Raw genomic sequence first — 24,131 nt, forward strand, 5'->3', positions numbered from 1 at the left:
TTTTAACTTGTCAAACCCTTGATACGAAAGGAAATTTTCACTATGGCTATTATTCAATGGTTTCCTGGGCATATGTCCAAAGCCAGAAGACAAGTACAAGAAAATATCAAACACGTCGATTTTGTAACCATTTTAGTAGATGCCCGCTTGCCTCTATCAAGCCAAAATCCTATGCTGACTAAAATTGTAGGGGACAAGCCTAAACTGATGATTTTAAATAAGGTTGATTTAGCTGATAATGCACGTACAAAGGAATGGAAAAAGTACTTTGAAGCACAAGGTATAAAAACCTTAGCAATTAATTCTAAGGAACAAGCCACTGTCAAAAAAGTGACCGAAGCAGCTCAAAGTCTCATGTCAGATAAACTAGATCGTTTACGTGAGCGAGGTATCCAAAAGGAAACCTTAAGAACTATGATTATAGGTATCCCAAATGCAGGGAAATCAACTCTGATGAATCGTTTAGCGGGTAAAAAAATTGCAGTAGTTGGTAATAAACCAGGCGTAACGAAAGGGCAACAATGGCTAAAATCAAATAAAGTTTTAGAAATTTTAGACACACCGGGAATTTTATGGCCTAAATTTGAAGATGAACTAGTTGGTTTGAAATTAGCTTTAACAGGTGCTATCAAAGATCAATTGCTACCAATGGATGAAGTCACCATTTTTGGTTTGAATTACTTTAAAGCTAACTATCCGTCACGATTGGTTGAGCGTTTTAAAGGGATTAATCTGGAAGACGAGGCTCCTCAAATTATTATGGATATGACTCGAAAACTTGGATTTAAAGATGATTATGGTCGCTTTTACCAGTTATTTGTCAAAGACGTGCGAGATGGTAAGCTTGGCCAATATACCTTGGACCAGGTAGGTGACCTTGATGACGACTAGTATCGCAGAGGTTAAAAAGCTTTTAAAGGGCATTTCTAGCCTTTCTGACCCACTTTTTGATACCTTGGCAAGTGATTCTCGAATAGGTGTCCAAAAAGCTCTAAAAGCTCGTCAAAAAGCTATTCAAGCACAAGTTGATGAAGACCTACGGCTTGAAGGCATGCTAATTTATGAAAGAGAGCTTTATAAACAAGGATTTAAAGCAATTGCTGGTATTGATGAGGTAGGACGTGGCCCTTTAGCGGGTCCAGTAGTTGCAGTCTGTGTTGTTCTTCCAAAAAACTGCAAAATTAGATACCTCAATGATTCCAAAAAAATAGCCAAATCAAAACACCAAACAGTCTATCATTCCATCCAAAAAGAAGCTTTAGCCATTGGACTTGGTATTGTTGATAGTCAAAGCATTGATCGCATCAACATCTATGAAGCAACTAAATTAGCTATGATTGCAGCCATAAAGGATTTAAAGGGCCAAATCACACAAGCCGATTATTTACTCATTGATGCAATGACACTTGACATCCCTATTCCTCAGCAATCTATTATCAAAGGAGATGCCAATTCCTTGTCCATTGCAGCAGCTTCTATAGTTGCCAAGGTCACCAGAGATCGCTTGATGACTGAATATGATGCTCTTTTTCCAGGTTATGGCTTTGCTAAAAATGCTGGCTATGGTACCAAAGAACATCTAACTGCTTTAACAAAGCTAGGCATCAGCCCTATTCATAGACGATCATTTGAACCGATTAAGTCCATGATAGACTAAACAAATGAACTCCATAAGAGATAAAGGAAGACAGAAATGACGGAATTAGAAAAAATGTTGGCTGGACACCTATACGATGCTAGTGATCCCGTTTTAAGGCAAGAAAGAGAAGTAGCACGAAAGCAAATGGCTAACTTCAATCGAGAACTAGAACCCAAAAAACGTAGTAGTATATTGAAAGAATGGTTAGGTCAAACAGGACAAGATATCTACATGGAGCCTCATTTTGTTTGTGATTATGGCAGTAATATCTACTTAGGAGAGAATTTCTACGCTAATTTCAACACGACCATGCTGGATGTTTGTGAGATTCATATTGGTAAGAATGCGATGATTGGCCCCAATTGTCAATTCCTGTACCTTTAAAAGTTCTGTTTAACGGAACTTTTTCTTTTGTCTCTTTCGAATAATAAGATAAGGAGGTTACACATGAATGCATTTGAACTTTATAAACTCAAAAAAGCTGGACTCACTAACTTAAATATTATTAAGATTTTAGAATATTAAAAGGACCATCAAAAATCCCTTTCTCTTAGAAATATGGCTGTCGCTTCCTGCTGCAAAGACCCTATTGCTTTTGTTGAGGCTTATAAACAGTTAGATATTAAGAAAATTCGACAAGAATTTAAGCAATTCCCATCATTATCTATTTTAGACGACAACTATCCCCAAGCCCTCAAAGAGATTTATAATCCGCCTGTTTTATTGTTTTATCAAGGAAATCTTCAATTACTTGAAAAACCCAAACTCGCTGTTGTTGGAGCTAGAGAAGCCAGTGATATCGGACTTAAGTCTGTCTCTAAAATCATTAAAGAACTGCATAACCACTTTGTTATTGTTAGCGGCTTAGCTAGAGGCATTGATACTAGTGCCCATCTAGCCTCTCTAATAAATGGTGGACAAAGCATCGCCATTATCGGAACTGGTTTGGATCTTTATTATCCCAAAGAAAACCAGGCTCTACAAAGCTATCTATCAACAAAGCACTTAGTCTTAAGTGAGTATGGTCCTGGTGAAAAAGAACTAGCCTATCATTTGCCTGAACGTAATCGGATTATTGCTGGCTTAAGTCGAGGTATTATTGTTGCAGAAGCTAAAGAACGCTCTGGCTCTCTTATTACTTGCCAGTTAGCAATGGAAGAAGGACGTGATATTTTTGTCATTCCTGGTAATATCCTTGATGGTAAATCACAAGGATGTCTTCAATTAATTAAAGAAGGTGCAAACTGCATCACATCAGGCTATGAAGTCCTTTCTGACTATCAATTATGATAAAGTTTCTTCCTATATAATATTTTTTTATTGACAGTTCTGAAAAAATGGGATATTATTCTATAAGCTTTAACCATTATTGTTATAGGAAGTGTGTCAAATTGGTAACAAAAACCGCAACAAAGCCAAAAACAGGGACTAAAAAGTCTACTACAAAGAAAAAAACTAGTACTCTGAAAAAGAATCTCGTTATTGTCGAATCGCCTGCTAAAGCCAAAACGATTGAAAAATATCTTGGTCGTAATTATAAGGTGGTGGCATCAGTCGGGCATATTCGTGATTTAAAAAAATCCTCGATGTCGATTGATTTTGATAATAACTATCAGCCAGAATATATTAATATTCGTGGTAAGGGACCTCTCATTAATTCATTAAAAAAAGAAGCTAAGCAAGCCAAAAAAGTTTACCTAGCAAGTGACCCGGACCGCGAAGGAGAGGCCATATCTTGGCATCTTTCCCATATATTAGGGCTTGACGAAAATAATAATAATCGTGTTATTTTCAATGAGATCACGAAAGATGCTGTCAAAAATGCCTTTGTTGAACCCCGAAAAATCGATATGAATTTAGTGGATTCTCAACAAGCTCGTCGTGTTTTAGACCGTATTGTGGGCTATTCCATCTCACCTATTCTTTGGAAAAAAGTTAAAAAGGGATTATCAGCAGGTCGAGTGCAGTCTGTAGCTTTAAAGCTAATCATTGACCGTGAAAATGAGATTAAATCCTTTGTTCCAGAAGAATATTGGTCTATCGACGGCCTCTTCAAGAAGGGGACTAAGAAATTTCAAGCTAGTTTTTATGGGATAGATGGTAAGAAAAAGAAATTGGAAAGTAATGAAGACGTTAAAGAAGTTCTTTCCAAAATTACAAGTGAAGACTTTGATGTTACCAATGTCGAGAAAAAGGAACGCCGTCGAAACGCTCCGCTACCATACACAACCTCTTCCTTACAACAAGATGCGGCTAATAAAATTAATTTCAGAACACGCAAAACAATGATGGTTACCCAACAACTATATGAGGGTATTAATCTTGGTCCAAACGGCACTCAAGGTCTGATTACCTATATGCGTACCGATTCGACACGTATTAGTCCCGTTGCTCAAAATGATGCAGCCCAATACATTACAAACCAATTCGGAGAAAATTATTCCAAACATGGTAACCGTGTTAAAAATACTAGTAGTGCCCAAGATGCCCACGAAGCAATCAGACCCTCTAGTGTTAATCACACACCAGAAGCCATTGCAAAATACCTTAATAAGGATCAGCTAAAACTCTATACACTGATTTGGAATCGCTTTGTCGCTAGTCAAATGACAGCTGCTGTCTTTGACACCGTTAAAGTCAGCCTTGAACAAAACAGTGTCCTCTTTGTCGCTAATGGTAGCCAAATGAAGTTCAATGGTTACATGGCCGTCTATAACGATGCTGATAAAAGCAAGATGCTTCCTGAAATGACTGAAGGAGAAAGTGTTAAAAAAGTATCGACAACACCCGAACAACACTTTACACAGCCGCCAGCCCGCTACTCAGAGGCTAGCCTTATCAAAACTTTAGAAGAAAATGGTGTCGGCAGACCTTCCACATATGCACCAACCCTAGATATTATTCAGCGTCGCTATTACGTCAAATTAGCTGCCAAACGATTTGAACCTACTGAGCTTGGAGAAATCGTCAATAAGTTGATTGTGGAATTCTTCCCAGATATCGTTGATGTCACCTTTACAGCAGCTATGGAAGATAAGCTAGATCAGGTTGAAATTGGTGAAGAAGAGTGGCAGAGGGTCATTGATGAATTTTACAAACCTTTTGCTAAGGAATTAACCAAAGCAGAAACTGAAATTGAAAAAATTCAAATCAAAGATGAACCTGCTGGATTTGATTGTGACCTTTGTGGCCATCCTATGGTTATTAAGTTAGGACGATTTGGCAAGTTTTATGCTTGTAGCAACTTCCCAGATTGTCGTAATACTAAAGCCATTACAAAAGAAATTGGTGTGACTTGTCCAACTTGTCAAAAAGGTCAGGTTATTGAACGAAAAACAAAACGTAACCGTATCTTTTACGGCTGTGACCGTTACCCTGAATGCGATTTTACCTCTTGGGATCTTCCTGTTGGACGCAACTGTCCAAAATCAGGCGATTATCTTGTTGAAAAGAAAGTTCGTGGCGGTGGCAAACAAGTCGTTTGTAGCAACGAAGCTTGCGACTATAAAGAAGAAAAAGTCAAATAAAAGCACAAAACGATAGTGGTCTCTAAGTACCACTATCGTTTTTTAATTTGTTTTTAAAAGGTTTAGGAATTCTTCAATAACTGGAGTAAAAGTTGTTTTATCTCGATAAGCAATACCAATAGGGTAAAAATCATTTTTATCTTGTAAAGGGAGCCACACAAGTCATTAACTTGTGTTAAGGTTTCAAATTCACTAGGTAAAATTGTCACAGCCATCAAATCATGCAGGCTATGAAGGAGAACCTCCCAATCGTTATGCTTAAAGACTATTTCTGGTTCAAAACCAAGTGCACGACATTTTCTAGGCAGCATTTCACCAAGCATATAGTGATCATTCAAAGAGGCAATTTTAAAGCCCTTTAAATCACTTAATTTAAGGAACGGCTGCTTAGCCAGCTGGTGACTCTTAGGTAATACAATGCTAACTTTATAACCCTGAGTAGAAGTTTGAAGCGGTTCAATCGTTATGTCTTTTCGAATGCTCGGAAAAGATAATAAGCCAATATCAATTTCTCCTTGTGATAGTAATTCTTGAAGTTTACGTGACCCATCTTGAATAAGTGATACCTCAACATTAGAATGAGTTGCCATAAAGGTCGAAATCTGCTTCATAAATTGGATGGCAAATAGCGAGGTCAAACCTACTCTGATAATCTCTTTTTTCTCTTGGTTGAGTTGTTGGATATCACTGACGATTTGATTAAAATCATCTACCAAAACTTGCCCTTTTTCATAAAGAATCTCTCCAGCTTCGGTCAGAAGAATCTGGCGCCCACTCTGTTTAAATAAAAGCGTGTTTAATTCGACTTCCAGTTTTTTGATGGTCTGAGATAAGGTAGGCTGGGTAACGAAGAGACTTTTTGCTGCTCGAGAGTAGTTTTTAGTTTCAGCTACTGCAATAAAATAAGTTAATTGTCTAATATCCATAAGATTTCCTTTTCTGTCCCCTTTAGCATAACACATTTGCGATTTTTTCCCCTTGAAATCCTTCTTATCCAGTTACCCTTGATAAACTATTGTTAATTGTTATAGTTCTATAATTTTTAACAATTTCAGTTTTTAAAGCCAGTATGATATATTTAGTTAGTGAAATCACAAACAAAATATTTAGGAGGCATTTTTATGTCAGAAGTCATTAAAAAACAGACCCTTAAATCATTTACTATGAATGTTTTAAATGGTTTGGCTTTGGAAGCTTAATTGCTGCAACTGGTTTAGCAACCTCTATGATGGGGCTTGTCATCGGAATGCTAGTTGGTCACAATTTCAAGTTTAATCCTATTCAATCAGCTTCCCTAGGACTTGCCGTTATGTTTGCAGGAGGAGCAGCTAATTTAGTCAAAGGTGCTTTTGTCCTACAAGGGACTGGTGATATTATTAATATGGGTATTACAGCAGCTCTCGGGGTATTATTGATTCAATTCTTATCTGATAAAACGAAATCCTTTACCTTAATTGTTGTCCCTACGGTAACCTTACTCTTAATTGGTGGTTTTGGACGTGCCTTATTACCATACGTCAAAATGATTACTGCCATGATTGGTCAAGGAGTGGCTTCTTTATTAGGATTGCAGCCTATTTTGATGTCTCTTTTAATCGCGATGATTTTCTGTTTCTTGATTGTGTCACCGATCACAACTGTTGGAATTGCCTTAGCCATTAGTCTCTCAGGGATTGGATCAGGTGCAGCAAGCTTTGGCCTTTGTTTAGCAGGTTGGTCTGTCAATTCTAAAGGAACATCATTAGCACACGTTTTAGGTTCCCCTAAAATTTCAATGGCAAATGTATTATCAAAACCAAAAATTATGCTTCCGATGCTGTCATCTGCAGCTGTGCTTGGTGTCATCGGTGCTATCTTTAATATTCAGGGTACACCTGCTAGTGCTGGATTTGGTATTAGTGGCCTCATTGGACCTATCAATGCCCTTAACCTTGCTAAAGGCGGTTGGTCACCAATCAACATTATTCTTATCATTCTTATTTTTGTCTTAGCACCGATTCTACTTAATATGGTCTTTAATTATCTCTTTGTTAAGGTATTAAAAGTCATTGACCCAATGGATTACAAGTTAGATATTTAAAGAGAGACATACAATGAAATTAAAATGTTACAATGTTCGAGGAGAAGAAGCCGTATTAGCTGAGCAGTGGGCAAAAATTAATCAAATTGAATTATCACTAGAAGAAGGTCCATTAACGTCTGAAACAGCAAAAAATGCTGCTGGCTTTGACGGTGTTGTTAATGCACAAATTGGCCCACTTGATGATGCCGTTTATCCTATTCTAAAAGAACTTGGTATCAAACAACACAACGTAGTGCAGGTGTTGATATGTATAACTTAGATTTAGCTAAAGCTAATGATATTATCATTAGTAATGTTCCAAGTTATTTACCTGAATCAATTGCTGAATTCACAGTAACAATTGCCTTGAATTTAATCCGTGAAAATGTTAAAAAACAAAACTTCACATGGAGCCTTCCTGTTCGTGGTCGCGTTCTAGGCGATATGACTGTTGCTATTATTGGTACGGGGAGAATTGGTCTAGCTACAGCTAAGATTTTCAAAGGATTCGGATGCAAAGTTGTTGGTTTTGATATCTATCGTAGCCCTGCTGCAGAAGAAATTTTAGAATATAAGCAATCTGTCGAAGAAGCAATTAAAGACGCTGATGTTATTTCACTCCATATGCCACCAACAGCTGAAAATATGCATATCTTCAATAAAGAGATGTTTAGTAAATTTAAAAAAGATGCTATCTTATTAAATATGGCACGTGGTGCTCTAATTGAAACACAAGATTTATTAGATGCTTTAGATAATGGTCTTCTAGCTGGTGCTGACATTGATACGTATGAATTCGAAGGTCCATATATTCCCAAGAATTTTGAAAACCAAGAAATTACTGATGCTCTCTTTAAACAATTGATTACACATGATAAAGTAATCTATACACCTCACGCTGCTTATTACATAGATGAAGCTGTAAAAAAATAGTTGAAGGTGGTTTAAATGCAGCTGTTCAAGTAATTGAAACTGGAACAACTGATACACGTGTTAACTAATATATTTACAAAAAAAGTCCATTATAACGGACTTTTTTTGTAATGTCCATTATAACGGACTTTTTTTGTAATGTCTGCTATAATAGACATAGTGAAGGAGAATATTATGACCTATATAGCAATAATTGGTGATGTTATTGATTCAAAGTCACTGGAAAATCGTTATGATGTCCAAAACAGTTTCAAAGCCTGTCTTCAATTAATTAATGAAAAGTATAAAGAAGAAGTAGTCTCAAAATTTTCATTGACATTAGGAGATGAATTTCAGGGACTTCTTTCTACCCAAGTCAATATTTTTCAAGTAATTGATGATATGAACATGATGATGAAGCCTTACCAAATCCGTTTTGGGATTGGCTTAGGTGAAATTTTAACAGATATAAATCCAGACATCAGTATTGGTGCCGATGGACCTGCATATTGGAATGCCAGAGAAGCCATTAACTACATTCATGAAAAAAATGATTATGGACAAAACCATCTAGCTTTTCAATCTGATAATATCCTAATAAGTAAGATCATTAACAGTCTGTTAGCAGCAGGAGAAGCTATCAAAAACAATTGGGTAACTAGCCAGCAGGAAGTTTTTGAAACCATGTTATCAGAAAATATCTATGCAGAGGACTTTAATCAAACTTTATTGGCAAAAAAATTAGATTTGGATCCAAGCGCTCTTTCAAAACGTCTTAAATCAAGTAGCATCAAAGTTTACTTTAGGACTAGATTGACAGCGCGCGACCTCTACCAACAAGAGCTTGAGGAGGGAACTAAATGACTGGATTATCGACATTTTTAGCAGACAACCCTATGATAAGTATCTTTTTAATAGCTCATTTTTTATCTGATTTCCAATTGCAGAGCCAAGAAACAGCAGACAAAAAGAACAGTGATAAGAACTTCCTTATCAAGCACCTCTTAGGCGTTGCTTTGCCACTAGTAGTGATTTCTATCATCATGCCATCAACTATCAGCATTAGCTTGCTCGTATGGCTCAGCCATGCAGTGATTGATTTCAGTAAACCCTACTTAGCAAAAATTTTGAAACTTAGTCAGATTAAGAGCTTTGCGATTGACCAAATCCTTCATATCTTCTGTATTTTAGGAATCGTTTGTCTTATGTGGGAGGGGCATGTTCCTGGATTATTAGATAATCCATATCTGAAAGTCATGTTATTTATGGTCTTGATTACCAAACCTAGTAATATTACTTTTAAAATCTTTTTTGATCGTTTTCAACCACGGACGCAAGCTAAGCTTGATACCATTAGTGGTGCAGGTGCTATGATTGGTAATTTGGAACGAATTGTGATTGGGATTTGTATGGTCATGGGGCAGTTTGCATCAGTTGGGCTTGTTTTTACTGCTAAATCAATTGCTCGCTATGATAAAATTTCTAAAGATCCCGTTTTTGCAGAATATTATTTAATTGGTTCTTTATTTAGTATTTTATCTGTTTTTGTTGCTGCTTGGATTTGTTTCTTTTAGAAATTATAAAGCTAAAGTTACTTTGGTTTTGCCATTAAATTTGCTATAATATAGCAAGTAAAAATTTTAGAAAGATTTGTGGAGTTTAGCTACTCCAAAGAGGTATTAGTCTATTGTCTCAATCTTATATTAATGTACTTGGAGCTGGTTTAGCCGGCTCAGAAGCTGCTTATCAAATTGCTAAGCGTGGTATTGCGGTGAAACTCTATGAAATGCGTGGTGTCAAAGCTACTCCCCAACATAAAACAAGTGACTTCGCTGAATTAGTCTGTTCAAACTCTTTTCGTGGAGATAGCTTAACCAATGCTGTTGGACTGTTAAAAGAAGAAATACGTCAGCTAGATTCTCTCATTATGCGAGTTGGAGAAGCTCACCGTGTTCCTGCAGGTGGTGCTATGGCTGTTGACCGTGAAGGCTATGCCAAAGCAGTTACGGCAGAAATCGAAAACCATCCACTTATTGAGGTCATTCGAGAAGAAATCACTGATATTCCAGAAGATGCCATTACGGTGATTGCTACTGGTCCTTTGACTTCAGATGCGTTAGCTGAGAAAATTCATGCCTTAAATGGCGGAGATGGCTTCTATTTTTATGATGCGGCAGCTCCGATCATTGATAAGTCAACGATTGACATGAATAAAGTTTATCTCAAGTCACGCTATGACAAAGGTGAAGCAGCTTATCTGAACTGTCCAATGACTAAAGAAGAATTCATGGCATTTCATGAAGCTCTGACAACAGCCGAAGAAGCACCACTTAATTCTTTTGAAAAAGAAAAATATTTTGAAGGCTGTATGCCTATTGAGGTCATGGCAAAACGTGGGATTAAAACCATGCTATACGGACCAATGAAACCAGTTGGCTTAGAATACCCAGAGGATTACACAGGGCCACGTGATGGAGAGTTTAAAACCCCATATGCCGTTGTTCAATTGCGTCAAGATAATGCTGCAGGAAGCTTATACAATATCGTCGGTTTCCAAACCCATTTAAAATGGGGGGAACAAAAGCGTGTTTTCCAAATGATTCCAGGCTTAGAAAAGGCTGAATTTGTTCGTTATGGTGTCATGCATCGTAATTCTTATATGGATTCTCCAAATTTACTTGAGCAGACCTTCCAATCATGCGCCAATAAAAACCTATTTTTTGCTGGGCAAATGACTGGTGTTGAGGGCTATGTGGAGTCAGCTGCCTCTGGTTTAGTAGCAGGAATTAATGCGGCACGCTTATTTAAAGGCGAAGAGGCATGTATTTTTCCTCATACGACAGCTATCGGTAGTCTTCCTTACTATGTCACCCATGCCGAAAGCAAACATTTCCAACCAATGAATGTTAACTTCGGTATCATCAAAGAACTTGAAGGACCACGCATTCGTGATAAAAAAGAGCGTTATGAAGCGATTGCTAACCGCGCCTTAACTGACTTAAAAGCTTTTCTAAACTAATCAGATGATAATAAAAAAATTCTATGTGAGAAGACATAGAATTTTTTTATTAGCTTAGTAATGGGTAAGGTCTTTGGTAGCCTTCAACTTATCAATAATAGTAGTAGCTTCATCACTCAAGAAATAATCCAAAGAGGTTTGAGGTAATAGATTACTAAAGAGGGCATGGTTCTCTTCTTTTAAAGCTTGTCTCACTAAAGAAGCACTTATAGGACGACCATCTGGTAGTTTTAATCGATCATACTTTTTAACGCTGATGCCTACTTTAGGAAGAAAATCCAGCATGATCTGATTGTAATGGTTAGTAACCAAACTGCTAGGCTCTTCACCAATATAACGCTTTGTGATACCTAATTGTTTTGCTATTTGGCTAAATATAGTGGCATCTAATTTAGCCTGACTCTTTATAGCAGCTAACTGGTCTTTCTGAAAGTAAGAAGGAAAGGTCGCTTGACTAATCAAATAATCACCCGTTTCATGATAACAAATATTCTTTAAATGAGCGGTTCCTTTTAGAATCAAATCTCTTCGTACCGTAAATGGAATGAGACTGCTGTCTTGACTAACCATAAAGAGGTGAAGAGCTTGATTCTCAGAAGCCGCCTTTTCAATGAGGTAAAGATGGCCTAAGGTAAAGGGATTGGCATTAATAACAACAGCGGCACTATTTTGACTAGTTGTCTTAGAAGTAGCTAAATGTTTTAAGTAAGTTGCAAAGCCATCTCTTTGACTCTCTAAAAAAGAAAGATCTTCATCTACACGGACAATCTCCTGAAATCCAAGCGATTCAAAAAAAGGCACGGCACTAATTTTGGTATAAACAAACAAAGGATAATCACCTCTGTCACTTGCTTCTGATATGAGATGCGAGACAATTTTATTAAGAAGACCCTCGCCCTGATAACGAAAATCAACAGCTAAGCAGCGCAAGCTATTCCTAAAAAGTGACCCTGTAGCGATAACCCTTTGACTCTCATCAAATATAGCACAAGTGTAATCTAAATTGGGATCACGCTTAATCTTTTCTTGCTCCAAAAGCTGATTCACAGCTTTAATAGCTTGTCGATCATATGGGAAGACACGTTGAATAAGATCAGATGACATAACTTAGCCTTTCTATCCGTTCAATTCTTATCCTTATTATAGCATGGCAAAAGAGTAAAAACAGAAAAAGGCTCGTCTGTTAATGAAAAGAGTGCACAAAAAAGACACCTAAGCCCTATATGCAAGAAAAGCATTATTATATAATGAAAATGAAACAGAATTAAGTCAAAAAGGGAGGGCAGGAGATGCCAAAAATTGCCATCAGTGAAACAATACTAAGGGATGGACATCAAAGTTTAATGGCAACACGTTTAAGAATAGAAGACATGCTACCAGTCTTACCCTTACTAGATAAAGTAGGCTATGAGACAATTGAGTGTTGGGGCGGTACTACCTTTGATGCTTGTATTAGATTTTTAAATGAGGATCCTTGGGAAAGGCTTAGAACACTTAAAAAAAATATGCCAAACACCCGATTACAAATGCTATTACGTGGACAAAATCTACTAGGATACCGTCACTATGCAGACGATATTGTTGAGCGCTTTATTAGTCTATCTGCCCAAAATAGCATTGATGTGTTTCGTGTTTTTGATGCCTTAAATGACACCAGAAACCTCAAACAAGCTTTAGCATCTGCCAAAAGAACTGGCAAAGAAGCACAACTTTGTATTGCCTATACGAGCAGTCCTATTCACACACTTGATTACTATGTAGAGTTAACCAAAGAGCTAGTGGAAATGGGGGCTGACTCAATTTGTATCAAAATATGGCTGGCATTTTAACGCCTCAATTAGCTAGAGAATTAGTTACTGAAATTAAAAAAATTAGCTCACTCCCTCTTATTGTGCATACCCATGCTACTAGCGGAATTTCTCAGATGACTTATATGGCAGCTGTAGAAGCAGGTGCCGATCGTATTGATACTGCCTTATCTCCTTTCAGCGAGGGGACATCACAACCAGCAACAGAAGCGCTTTATTTATGTTTAAAAGAAGCAGGATACACAATCGGCTTAGACGAAAGTCACATGGAGCTAGCAGCCAATCATTTACGACAGGTCAGACTGAAAAGGCAACACTTTTCTGTACAACATTTATAAAGTGCTTTTTTCTTTAAGCAATTAATCTCCATGTCATGGGTGTCTGGTAGTTGAGACTGCCATGAATGCGATGGTAATTCCACCAGTGCACATAATCTTTCGTTTTAAGGATTAATTCTTCCAGTGACTGAAAGGTTTCTTGATGAATAAATTCAATTTTGAAAGCGCGATAGGTGCTCTCAGCTACCGCATTGTCATAGGGACAGCCTGCTTGGCTTAGAGAACGATTGATTCCAAAAGCTTCCAACATGTCATCAATCAGCTGATTATCAAACTCCTTCCCACGATCAGAATGGAAGATCTTGACCTTGGTCAGAGCGTAAGGGATGCTCTGAATCGCTTGTTTAACCAATTCGGCGGTCTTATGCCAACCAACTGACAAACCGATGATTTCACGATTGAAGAGATCAATAATCAAGCAAACATAAGCCCAGCTATTACCGACACGAACGTAGGTTAAGTCTGTTACTAAAGCATTTAGAGGCTTTTCTTGATGAAATTGTCTGGCTAAGTGATTAGGAATAGCTGCCACATTCTTCCCTTTTGAATGTGGCTTGAAGGCTGCTTTCTGATAAACGGATACTAAGTTGAGTTTGTGCATGATGCGACGAATCCGACGACGAGACAGCTGGATGCCTTCATTTTCCAAACATTTCTTGATTTTCCTAGCCCCGTATCTGGCCTTACTTTCGAGAAAAATAGCTTTGATATTTTCTTCAAGTTCCGCTTCAGAGACTGGTTTAACAGCCTTGTAGTAATAGCTAGAACGAGGAATGTTCAACCAACGACACATGGCTGAAATGCTATATTTGTCTTTATTAGCAGTGATTACTTCTCTTTTCGTGCCATAATCACCGCCGCTTGCTTTAGGATATCTAACTGCATTTCGAGTTCTTTATTACGCTTTCGGAGTTCAATCAGTTCACGCTGCTCATCTGTAAGATTATCAATAGTTTTAAAGGAACCAGTTGTTTTAGCCTGACGTACCCACTTATCGAAGGTTGATGGGGTTAACTCATATTCTTTGATAAGCTCACTTCGTTTCATCCCTGCATTGTGAAGGTCAACGATTTGTTGCTTAAAGTCATCGGTGAAGTGGCGACGTATTTTTCTAGACATAATATTCTCCTATTTTCTTTAGTGTAGAACACTTTATAAATTCTGTCTAGTTTAGTGTAACCTATTCAGAATGTTATCTCAGGTCAGGCCTACAAAGTTGTACCAAATGAAATCAAAGATTATGTTCGCGGTTTATATGGTCGACCACCAGCACCACTTGCTGAAGGGATAAAAGAAAAAATCATTGGTGATGAGGAAGTTATAACCGTCAGACCGGCTGATTTAATTGAGCCCCAATTACCAAAATTGCGTGAAGAAATAGCCCAATATGCTAAATCAGAAGAAGATGTATTGAGTTACGCTTCTTTTCCACAACAAGCACGAGACTATCTTGGACGTCGAGAAGATCCCTTTTATGATGTTCCTTTGCAGTACGTCTCTGTTTCACTTGAGCTAGATGAGGCATAATCTCCATCTTATCTTGCCATCTTACCCAAAAAAGCCTAGGCTTTTTAGATTATTTTTTCTTACCAATTGGAATTCTGATATGTTTGACCGTATCAAAAGTATCCGCTATTTTTTGATTTCGTTCAACCGTTTTAAGCGTTTCTTTGTCTAACAGTTCTTGACTTCGGTCTAAGACGTCCATGGTAATATAGTAAAGTTTAACCAAGCTACCTTTTTTATGCTTACCTGGTCGCAGAGACATTTGAACAACTTCATCAAGACTAGCACTTAACCATTTTTTATGAGGTTTAACAGGCAAAGTAGCCACTACAAAACCCAATTGCTCCAAATGCGATTGTGCCTTGTCTACGGGTAAATTAATCACATCATCCAAGTGAGTCATTTGCATATTTTTTTCGTGTTTTTGTTCCATATGCTTTTCAATGATAGGACGAGTATTGTCGATAGTTTTACCAATAATTTCAGTTGTATCAGGAATAATAGAAATAAGCTTTCCAAAAGCTCCCAAAGTTCTTTTTATTTTCTTAGCCATAATCAAATCTCCTCTAAAGTCATCAATCAGGATCTGTTATTAGTCAAAGTCCCTCAATGCAACGCATTAGACCAGAAAACCTTAACCCATTACGCTAATAAGCTTCACCATCTTTTAGTTAGCCAAGAGTTCAAGGGATTGATTGTTGACTTGAGAGATAATACCGGGGGCAACATGGGGCCTATGATCATCGGTTTAACTAGTGTTTTACCTAATGGAGAACTCTTTAGTTTTCAAAATAAATATGGACAAAAACAATTGATTTCTCTTAAGAATGATAGCTTAGTGAACAATAGTAAATTTAGCTTAAAAGATCCTATCTCCAAAAAAAGAGTTCCTCTAGCTGTCTTGATTAATAATCGTACCGCATCATCTGGAGAAATGACTGCCCTTGCCTTTCAAGGATTAGAACATTGTCTCTTTTTTGGTCAATCCAGTGCTGGCTATACCTCTGGAAATAGCGTCTCAAAGCTATATGATGGGGCCATTTTAGCCATAACCTCAAGTCAACTTATCAATCGTCAAGGACAAACTTATGAAAATAGCCCCATTATCCCTGACATTGTGACCGACAAACCCTTAGAAGAAGCCACACAGTGGTTATCAGAACAAACCAAATAAGTTATAATAGACACAGAGCGTGTCAAAAGGAGCAAAACATGTTATTAACCATCAATCATTTAGAAAAAGTCTTTCGTACCCGCTTTTCAAAAGAAGAAACAAGAGCTCTTCAAAATGTCGATTTCAAAGTTGATAAAGGCGAATTTATCGCTATTATGGGGGAATCAGGTTCTGTAAAAACCACCTTATTAAATATCCTAGCTACTTTAGAAAAACCCACTAAAGGTTCGGTTCTCTTAAATGGTATTGACATTACTAAAATCAAAGAAAGTCAACTAGCTCATTTTCGCTTGCAAAATTTAGGATTTGTTTTCCAAGATTTCAATCTCTTAGACACCCTTTCTATCAAAGATAATATCTTCTTACCTTTAGTTCTTGATCGCAAGCCTTATCAAGAAATGGAAAAACGTCTCAAGCTGTTAGCTCCAAAACTACGGATTGATAATTTATTAGATAAAAGACCTTTTGAAATTTCAGGAGGGCAAAAACAACGCGTAGCCATTGCTCGTAGTTTAATTACAAATCCTCAGCTATTATTAGCAGATGAACCAACAGCAACACTGGATTACAGGAATTCAGAAGACTTACTTAATCTTTTTGAAACCATTAATCAGGATGGCCAAACCATCTTGATGGTAACCCATTCAGCCAATGCTGCCAGTCACGCTAAACGGGTACTTTTTATCAAGGATGGACGTATTTTCCACCAGATTTATCGCGGCAATAAAAGTAATTTAGATTTCAGCAAAGATATCTCCATTGCCATGACTGGCCTATTAGGAGGTGAGTAAGATGTTTTATCTCAAACTCGCCTGGAATAATCTCAAAAAGTCTCTTTCTGTAAGTGGTCCATTTCTATTAGCCAGCACTGTATTATATATGCTTAATTGCATTGTCTTAATTATTCTACTAAGTCCAATTGCTGAAGACATGCGTAATGGCAATATGTTACTAGGAATGGCTATTGTGGTTCTCAATATATTTGCCATTATTATGGAAATATACAGTTATAACTTTCTCTTAAAACAACGGAGCCGGGAGTTTGGACTTTATAATATCCTAGGCATGAATAAAAAACAAGTTAGCCTGGTGTCTTCCATAGAGTTATTCTTGATGTTTTTAGCGACAGTAGTAGCAGGAAGTATTTTATCAGCCATCTTTTCTCACCTCTTTCACTTGATTTTTTAAAATCTGGTCAGAGCTTCTGACTTAAGATTGCAGCTAAGTCCACTTGCTTTTTTAATAACAGCTCTTATCTTTATTACCATTTTTATCTTATTGGGCATTATTGGCTTATTTAAAATCCGTAAAACCTCTCCCTTGATGCTTTTTAGAGATAAGGAGCAGGGAGAAAAAGAACCTAGAGGGAATACTTTATTAGCTATCCTTTCCCTCTTTGCTATCGGAACAGGTTATTACCTATCTTTAACATCTTCAAACTTAACAGCTCTAGCTGTTTTAGGTCGCTTTTTCATTGCCGTCATCATTGTTATTATTGGAACATATCTCTTTTACATTGCCTTTATGACTTGGTATTTAAAGAAAAGACGTCAAAACAAGACTTATTTTTACCAACCCGAACATTTTGTCAGCACATCACAAATGATTTTTCGGATGAAGCAAAATGCGGTTGGTTTAGCCAATATTACTATCTTAGCAGTTATGGCATTTGTAGCCATCGCAACCACAACTGCACTCTATAATGATACCGAATCCATGACAAAGCAACTTTTCCCGAAATCCAGTCATATTGAATTCGTTAATAGTGATATCAAAGACCAAAGAGAAGTTTTCGATCGTCTGGTTCTTGCTAAAAATGGCAAAGCAGCTTCTGATTTTACCATTTTTACTAGTGCAATGGTTTCTTTTGATATTTCAACTAAAGAGACCATTACCGTTACTAAAGAATCCATCAGTTCACCAAGTCCTGCTAAAACTGGCTTTGTCTATTTGATTACTCAAGATGATTTCCGAGGCTTAGGCAATCATTTACCTCGATTAAAAGCTAAGGAGACAGCATTTTTTAAACAAACGGGGGACAGTCACTTAAAAGAACTCACACTTTTAGGAGAGACTTATCATAATGTCAAAAATTTCAAAAGTGTTAATTTTCCTCCTGTTGCCAACACCTACAATCCAGCTATTTTAGTTGTTCCAGATACAGCCACATTACATCATATCCAAAAGCAATTCTACGATATCACCCAGTTTGGTAACAATCCAACCTTATCTGCCTATGCTAATCTAAGCCAAAAAGAGATTGACTCTATAACAGATGGTAAAGGGGTTATCAAGGATGGTGAGTCTTATATCGGTCATATTGAGACCAAAGAAGACTTTTTAAAAGAATCTTATGCTTTAACAGGTGGGTTTTTATTCACAGGCTTCTTATTAGGCTTAAGCTTCATCTTGGGTGCTGCGCTCATTATCTATTACAAACAGTATTCTGAGGGACATGAAGACAAAAAATCCTACCGCATCCTTCAAGAAGTTGGGATGAGTCAAAAAGACCATTAACTCCCAAATCGTTCTTGTCTTCTTTATGCCTATCGCTATGGCAGTTATCCATTTTTGTGTGGCCTTGGTCATGCTTCGGCAAATGCTCTTGCTCTTTGGCGTTTTAGACACACAAATGGTTTACCTAGTTAGTGCCATCACAATTACTATCATTATTGGACTTTACTTCATTATTTATAAATTAACTAGCAAAACTTACTACCGTATTATTGAAAGATAGGAGAAGTGGCGATTTTTCGTCACTTTTTTGATAAAATAAAACTATGACAAAACAAGGAAAAATTTTTATCATCGAGGATGATCAAGCCATTTTAAACTTATTGACAACTCATCTTTGCCAGCAATATGAGGTCAAATCTGTCACTAATTTTAGAGATATTAAAGAAGAAGTCTTCACCTACAACCCCGATATCATTCTCATGGATATCACCTTGCCATTCTTCAATGGTTTTTATTGGACAACAGAAATCCGAAAGCAATTGACAACCCCTATTTTATTTATTTCAAGTAGCAATGATGAAATGGATACTGTCATGGCACTCAATATGGGAGGAGATGACTTTATTTCTAAGCCCTTTTCTCTATCCATTTTAGATACCAAGATTGCTGCTTTTCTTCGACGAACACAGCAATTCACAACGGATGATTTGGTCCTAGGTGATTATCATTTAAACTTTGATGGCAGCCTCAGTTATCATCAGCAAAAAGTAAACTTATCTCCTACTGAGCATAAAATGCTAACTATTTTACTAAGTAAACAAGAGCAAGTTGTCTCAAAGGAAGATATTCTTGAAAAACTTTGGGAAAATGATGACTTTATTGATCAAAACACCTTAAACATCAACATGACACGATTACGCAAAAAAACCGCCATAATTGGCTTTGACCAGCACATCCATACTGTAAGAGGAGTAGGTTACTTTATTAAATGATCATCGCATTTTTAAAAGAATACCGATTTTGGTACCTCCAATACGCTATTCTTATCTTGACTTATTTGTTGATTTTCTTTCTCTACAGACTCCCTATGTCCTATTTTAGGGTTGCCAATATGATTGTTCTTACCAATCTGGGACTCTTTAGTTTTTGGAAATACCATTCTTTTCGTAAAAAAATCAAAATATTACAAGAATTTATTTATGTAAAAGAGCTTGATCCTTTTAAACTTCCTAATGATTTGGCCTACAAAAAGGTTATTGTTAAACTCAAAGAAGAAGAAGCCGATAAACTATTAAGTCAACTAAACCAGCAAAAGAAAATAGAATCCCTTATCAAGATGTGGTCACATCAGATGAAACTTCCCTTATCTGCTTTATCCTTGATGATTCAAACTAATAATAGCAATCTTAAAGACTATCACACTCAAGTCTTGCGATTAGAAAAATACCTTAATAACTTGTTAAGTTTTTTAAAGTTCAACCAAGGTCAGGATGATTTTAGATTTCAAAGCCTGTCGGTGAATGACATTATCAAAAGCATTGTGAAACAATCAAGCCAAGTATGTATCGCCAAAGACATCAGTCTCCAAATTAATGGAGACTGGCAATTAAACAGTGATAAAAAATGGTTGAGCTTTGCGCTGACACAAGTTATTGATAATGCTATCAAATATACCAAGCAAGGTGGACATATTGCAATCACTATCCAAAAAGGCAGTATCACGATATCAGATGACGGTATTGGAATACTAGAAGAAGATCTCCCCAGACTTTTTGAAGAAGGATTTACTGGTTATAATGGCCACGAGCACCAAAAAGCAACTGGTTTAGGCCTCTTTATGACAAAAGAAGTGCTTAACAAGCTTAATATGGACATTATCATTCTCACAGTCAAATTGATCACTGCACAGAAGTTATCATCAGTTCTCAAGCTTGGAACCCAAAAATAAGCTAGACTCTTTCGTCTAGCTTATTTTTATTAGTTATGATCAAAAGTCCAATCATCTAACAAATCATGGTGAAATTGGTGAAGTGGTCTGACCTTTATCAGTAAATAATTCCCTGTTAAACCGACAAAAAAACCAGATACAATACCACTAAAAGATAAAATAGGCAAATAATTGAGAACCAGCCAAGATCTAGCAATAAAAGCAAAGACTAAGAGTTGTCCTAAATTATGCATAACCCCTCCCAGTGTTGAAATTCCAATGACACTCACGCGCTGACTTCCCAATTTTTTTAAAACTAACATCATGACAAAACTGAGAACTGTTCCAGAAAAACCATATAAAAAAGTCGAAAAAGTACCACTTAAAAAAGTTGCAATACTCAATTTCAATAGAACAACCTTGACGCTGTCAATGGGTTTTAAGGTAAAAATCGCCAATATGGTTATTAAATTGGATAAGCCTAAACGAGCTCCCGGTGCAAAGGCAAATGGAGTCGGAATAAATCGCTCATAAAAAGAAATGACAACTGCTTGAGCAGCCAACATGGTAATAAATAGTATTTTTTGATGGTTCTTAGTCATGGAGGACACCTTTTTGATAAGTATAACCTTCATTTTAACATAAAGCCTTGCAATATGAACAAGTTAAATTCTGTGAATTTATTATCAATATTAGATTGAATATCACTAGCTAGTGTGATATAATACTCTTTGAAAACGTTAACGGGGGTTATATATGACACAGAATATCGTCATTGTCGGTGCTGGCTATGCCGGAATTGCAGCGGCAAGACATTTAACTAAAACTTTTAAAAAGAATGATGACATTAGCATCACCTTAATAGATAAAAATTCTTTCCATACTTACATGACAGAACTTCATGAGGTAGCAGCAGGAAGAATTGAAGCAGAAGCCATCAAATATGACTTACAACGCATCTTTAAAAAATATCCAAAAGTTGATTTAATTACAGATAAAGTAACAGCTATTGATTATGAGGCTAAGCAAGTTAAGGCTGAACACCACACACTTCATTTTGACTACCTCATTTTAGCAATGGGTGGAGAAGCCAATGATTTTGGAACACCTGGTGTTAAAGAAAACGGCTTTACTTTGTGGTCAATTGAAGCAGCTGAAAAGCTACATTGCCATATCTTAGATGCTTGCTATCGCGCCATGAAAGAGCATGATCCAGCTAAACGAAAAGCCTTATTAACTTTTAGTGTTATTGGTGCTGGTTTTACTGGTATTGAAATGATTGGTGAGCTAATTGATTGGGTACCAATATTAGCCAAACAATTTAAACTAGATGTCAATGAATTCTCTTTGAAAGTCATTGAAGCAACACCAACCATCTTGACAATGGTAACACCAAAAGAACAAATAAAGGCTCAACGTTATCTCACTAAAAAAGGGGTTGAACTTGTTTTAGCTGACGGCGTTGAACGTATCGAAGAAGATGCTCTTCACCTTAGATCAGGACGCATTATTGATACCTATACTTCTATTTGGACAGCCGGTGTTAAAGCTAACAGCGATGCTGAAGATTTCGACATTGAGAAAAAACTTGGGGGGCGTCTTCTTGCTAACCAGTATATGGAAACCTTTGAGCATCCGAATGTTTATGTCGCTGGTGATTTAGTTTATTACGAAGACACAACTCAAGAAGGACGGCCAACACCTCAGATTGTTCAAGCAGCAGAACAATCTGGTAAAGTAGCAGCTCAAAACATTGCTGCAGCCATCAATAAAACAGAAGCAGTTAGTTACAAAGGTAAATATGACGGCTTTATGGTATCTATTGGTTCTAAGTATGGTGTGGCCTATTTAATGGATAAATTCCATCTATCTGGCTTCTTAGCTACGGCAGTTAAGCACTTCACTAACCTTCTTTACTTCTTTACCATCAGTAGCTTCTTTAATATTGGTGCCTATATTAAGCATGAATTCTTTGATATTAAAAATGGTCGCAATATTTTTGGGAGCAACTTATCCAGCAAAGGGAATCGTTTATGGCTCTTACCACTTCGTGTCTTCTATGGATCATTATGGCTATATGAAGGTATCAAGAAAGCCTTTGGACTTTTTGGAACAGAATCTTGGTTTGGAGATCAAGTAGTCTTTCCATTCCCATGGCTTCAAAAAGCAGCAGAGGTCACTTCAGGGGCTTCCGAAGCTGGTGGAGAAGTAACAAAAGAAACAGCCAAACAAATTTTCAGTCTTAGCTACACCTATGGTGAAGAGCCTATGCAAGTTCTCAAAGAAATGCCACATTGGTTTGAGTCTATTATGAAAGTTCTAATGCCAAATCAAGAAGTTGCCTTATTCATGCAAAAAATGATGACTTGTCTTGAGATTGCTATTGGTCTTGCCTTGATAGTAGGTGCTTTTGTCTGGTTAGTCAGTGCCGCAACAGCAGCTATGGTTGTCATGTTTAATTTATCTGGTATGTTCTTCTGGGTCAATATTTGGTTTATTCCTGTTGCCATTGCTTTGATGGCAGGAGCAGGACGCACCTTTGGACTAGATTATTGGATTATGCCTTGGCTTGGAGGTCGCCTAGATAACTGGATATATGGAAAACCTAAGCATCTCTACTCAAAGAGACACTATTAATAGAAGTAGTGCCAATTACCTTAGCCAAATGGCTAAGGTAGGCTGGCCTATTTTTATCTAAAGGAGATTTATTTTTGGTACATGCTATTTGGAAAAATCACAGCGATATCTATGAAAGTTTACAAGATGTCAAAGACATTATCATTTCAGAAATGTCATCCATTCATCCAGATGTCAAAGCAAAAATCTTAGACTATGTAAATGCACCAGGAAAATATTTACGCTCAGGATTGTATCTTTACCTTGCCAAGGAAAGTAGTGGCTACATTTCAAAAGGAAAATGCTACCTAGCGGCTTCAATTGAAGTCTTACACTTAGCAACCCTTATTCATGACGATGTGATTGACCAAGCTGATTTCCGTAGAGGAGTCACAGCACTTCATCACACTTACTCTAATAAAATTGCTATTTATTCTGGTGACTATCTCTTATCTTATGCAGCTAGACTTGCTGCTAAGGGTTACCAACTGCTAAATCTCAAAGAAATGCCCGCTGTTCAACAGAGCCAGTATTACCTCATCGAGCGAATTCTTTCAGGAGAACTATCCCAACTGATTAATATTAATAATCAGGATATGACCATGAAAGATTATTTAAAACAAATCAAAGGAAAAACAGCTTTTCTCTTTGGTATGGCTTGTCAATTAGGATTATGGTCACCTGATATCTCAAGAAAACAATCTAAAGCAGCTTATCACCTAGGTCTTTACTTTGGCATGGCTTTTCAAATAACAGATGATTTGATTGACTATCGTCTAAAAGAAAGCCAATCTGGAAAACCGCGTATGCAAGATGTTCAAAATGGCATTTATACCGCTCCCTTGATTATTGGAAAAGTCAAGTCTTTTCGCATCAGGCATTTGATAGACAAACAAAAAAACAAGGCTTGGGAAATGGCTACATTAGAAAGTTTCTACCAGGAACTTGATACCCTAAAAGCTTTTGAGGAAACTGAAGTATTGATTGACAAATTTCTCAAAAAAATGGAGAAAGTCCTCATAACCGTCGAATTAAAACAAGAAACACAATTTCTAAACTTTATCAATCAGATATTGAAAAGATCATTTTAGAAAGGGTTTACAAAAATATTCGACAAGTCTTTATCCCTATGTTATAATAAAATTA

At 36.9% G+C, this 24,131-nt stretch carries 16 protein-coding genes and 8 pseudogenes; 19 read left to right on the forward strand and 5 right to left on the reverse strand.

Annotated elements, in window-relative coordinates:
• Positions 1-42 precede the first annotated feature (42 nt).
• The 5 genes and pseudogenes from ylqF (at position 43) to topA (ending at position 5,166) form a co-directional block, all read left to right on the forward strand.
• Complete coding sequence (gene ylqF / locus STRIC_RS06265; RefSeq protein ID WP_008089429.1) at positions 43-891, forward strand: ribosome biogenesis GTPase YlqF; 849 nt, start codon at positions 43-45, stop codon at positions 889-891.
• Entirely contained in the window at positions 881-1,657 is a 777-nt protein-coding gene (locus STRIC_RS06270) for a ribonuclease HII (protein WP_008089191.1), read from the forward strand. Before ylqF ends, STRIC_RS06270 begins: the two co-directional genes overlap by 11 nt.
• Before the next feature lie 36 nt (positions 1,658-1,693).
• A pseudogene (locus STRIC_RS06275) lies at positions 1,694-2,014 on the forward strand (maltose acetyltransferase domain-containing protein); the annotation flags it as partial.
• Between the two features lie 72 nt (positions 2,015-2,086).
• A pseudogene (gene dprA, locus STRIC_RS06280) lies at positions 2,087-2,929 on the forward strand (DNA-processing protein DprA).
• Positions 2,930-3,030: 101 nt separating this feature from the next.
• Positions 3,031-5,166 (forward strand): type I DNA topoisomerase, encoded by a 2,136-nt coding sequence (gene topA, locus STRIC_RS06285; protein ID WP_008089323.1) that lies wholly within the window; start codon positions 3,031-3,033, stop codon positions 5,164-5,166.
• A 42-nt stretch (positions 5,167-5,208) separates the two neighbouring features.
• On the opposite strand, the pseudogene STRIC_RS06290 reads toward topA, so the two are convergent.
• Positions 5,209-6,092, reverse strand: a pseudogene (locus tag STRIC_RS06290) (LysR family transcriptional regulator).
• 195 nt (positions 6,093-6,287) lie between these two features.
• Between STRIC_RS06290 and STRIC_RS06295 the strand changes: the two are divergent.
• From STRIC_RS06295 to trmFO, 5 genes and pseudogenes are all read left to right on the forward strand, one after another.
• Positions 6,288-7,246, forward strand: a pseudogene (locus tag STRIC_RS06295) (PTS transporter subunit IIC).
• A 13-nt stretch (positions 7,247-7,259) separates the two neighbouring features.
• A pseudogene (locus STRIC_RS06300) lies at positions 7,260-8,229 on the forward strand (D-lactate dehydrogenase).
• A 106-nt stretch (positions 8,230-8,335) separates the two neighbouring features.
• Positions 8,336-9,004 carry a SatD family protein gene (locus tag STRIC_RS06305; protein WP_008088789.1) on the forward strand — a complete coding sequence of 223 codons (669 nt, stop codon included), beginning with the start codon at positions 8,336-8,338 and terminating at the stop codon, positions 9,002-9,004.
• Positions 9,001-9,714, forward strand: coding sequence for a DUF3307 domain-containing protein (locus STRIC_RS06310; RefSeq protein WP_008088914.1), 714 nt, complete (start codon positions 9,001-9,003; stop codon positions 9,712-9,714). Before STRIC_RS06305 ends, STRIC_RS06310 begins: the two co-directional genes overlap by 4 nt.
• A 113-nt stretch (positions 9,715-9,827) precedes the next feature.
• Positions 9,828-11,159, forward strand: coding sequence for a methylenetetrahydrofolate--tRNA-(uracil(54)-C(5))-methyltransferase (FADH(2)-oxidizing) TrmFO (gene trmFO / locus STRIC_RS06315; RefSeq protein WP_008088958.1), 1,332 nt, complete (start codon positions 9,828-9,830; stop codon positions 11,157-11,159).
• Positions 11,160-11,213: 54 nt separating this feature from the next.
• Here the strand turns inward: trmFO and citC are convergent, their stop codons facing one another.
• A complete protein-coding gene (gene citC / locus STRIC_RS06320) occupies positions 11,214-12,263 on the reverse strand; it encodes a [citrate (pro-3S)-lyase] ligase (RefSeq protein WP_008088770.1) in 1,050 nt (349 codons plus the stop codon).
• A gap of 185 nt (positions 12,264-12,448) precedes the next feature.
• On the opposite strand from citC, the pseudogene STRIC_RS06325 reads away from it, so the two are divergent.
• Positions 12,449-13,275 (forward strand): annotated as a pseudogene (locus tag STRIC_RS06325) (pyruvate carboxylase subunit B); the annotation flags it as partial.
• A gap of 43 nt (positions 13,276-13,318) precedes the next feature.
• Here STRIC_RS06325 and STRIC_RS06330 read toward each other — a convergent pair.
• Positions 13,319-14,424 (reverse strand): IS3 family transposase gene (locus STRIC_RS06330; protein WP_156033570.1). Its coding sequence is split into 2 segments (ribosomal slippage): positions 13,319-14,148 and positions 14,148-14,424, totalling 1,107 coding nucleotides; the frame shifts between segments, so codons are not numbered across the junction.
• A 69-nt stretch (positions 14,425-14,493) separates the two neighbouring features.
• Between STRIC_RS06330 and STRIC_RS11835 the strand changes: the two are divergent.
• Positions 14,494-14,832 (forward strand): annotated as a pseudogene (locus tag STRIC_RS11835) (oxaloacetate decarboxylase subunit alpha); the annotation flags it as partial.
• Between the two features lie 49 nt (positions 14,833-14,881).
• On the opposite strand, the gene STRIC_RS06340 reads toward STRIC_RS11835, so the two are convergent.
• Positions 14,882-15,364 carry a PASTA domain-containing protein gene (locus STRIC_RS06340; RefSeq protein ID WP_008089511.1) on the reverse strand — a complete coding sequence of 161 codons (483 nt, stop codon included), beginning with the start codon at positions 15,362-15,364 and terminating at the stop codon, positions 14,882-14,884.
• Here STRIC_RS06340 and STRIC_RS11840 point away from each other — a divergent pair.
• From STRIC_RS11840 to STRIC_RS06365, 5 genes and pseudogenes are all read left to right on the forward strand, one after another.
• Positions 15,245-15,985, forward strand: a complete 741-nt coding sequence (locus STRIC_RS11840; RefSeq protein ID WP_156033597.1) for a S41 family peptidase — start codon at positions 15,245-15,247, stop codon at positions 15,983-15,985. The two genes, STRIC_RS06340 and STRIC_RS11840, sit on opposite strands and share 120 nt — an antisense overlap.
• A 38-nt stretch (positions 15,986-16,023) precedes the next feature.
• On the forward strand, positions 16,024-16,776 hold the full coding sequence (locus STRIC_RS06350) for an ABC transporter ATP-binding protein (RefSeq protein ID WP_008088856.1): 753 nt from the start codon (positions 16,024-16,026) through the stop codon (positions 16,774-16,776).
• 1 nt (position 16,777) lies between these two features.
• Positions 16,778-18,722 (forward strand): annotated as a pseudogene (locus STRIC_RS06355) (FtsX-like permease family protein).
• A gap of 43 nt (positions 18,723-18,765) precedes the next feature.
• Positions 18,766-19,434 carry a response regulator transcription factor gene (locus STRIC_RS06360; protein ID WP_008089352.1) on the forward strand — a complete coding sequence of 223 codons (669 nt, stop codon included), beginning with the start codon at positions 18,766-18,768 and terminating at the stop codon, positions 19,432-19,434.
• Positions 19,435-19,529: 95 nt separating this feature from the next.
• Positions 19,530-20,390 carry a sensor histidine kinase gene (locus STRIC_RS06365; RefSeq protein WP_407635924.1) on the forward strand — a complete coding sequence of 287 codons (861 nt, stop codon included), beginning with the start codon at positions 19,530-19,532 and terminating at the stop codon, positions 20,388-20,390.
• Positions 20,391-20,419: 29 nt separating this feature from the next.
• Here STRIC_RS06365 and STRIC_RS06370 read toward each other — a convergent pair whose 3' ends face one another.
• The gene (locus STRIC_RS06370) at positions 20,420-20,971 is read right to left on the reverse strand and encodes a Gx transporter family protein (protein ID WP_008089565.1); all 552 of its coding nucleotides are present in this window, start codon (positions 20,969-20,971) and stop codon (positions 20,420-20,422) included.
• A gap of 154 nt (positions 20,972-21,125) precedes the next feature.
• Here STRIC_RS06370 and STRIC_RS06375 point away from each other — a divergent pair, with 154 nt between their 5' ends.
• Together STRIC_RS06375 and STRIC_RS06380 are read left to right on the forward strand one after the other, a co-directional pair.
• Positions 21,126-23,006, forward strand: a complete 1,881-nt coding sequence (locus STRIC_RS06375; protein WP_008089449.1) for an NAD(P)/FAD-dependent oxidoreductase — start codon at positions 21,126-21,128, stop codon at positions 23,004-23,006.
• Between the two features lie 74 nt (positions 23,007-23,080).
• Complete coding sequence (locus tag STRIC_RS06380) at positions 23,081-24,076, forward strand: polyprenyl synthetase family protein (protein WP_008088746.1); 996 nt, start codon at positions 23,081-23,083, stop codon at positions 24,074-24,076.
• Positions 24,077-24,131: the final 55 nt, after the last annotated feature.

Origin of the sequence: Streptococcus ictaluri 707-05 (assembly GCF_000188015.2) — a bacterium.
GTDB classification, from domain to species: Bacteria; Bacillota; Bacilli; order Lactobacillales; family Streptococcaceae; genus Streptococcus; species Streptococcus ictaluri.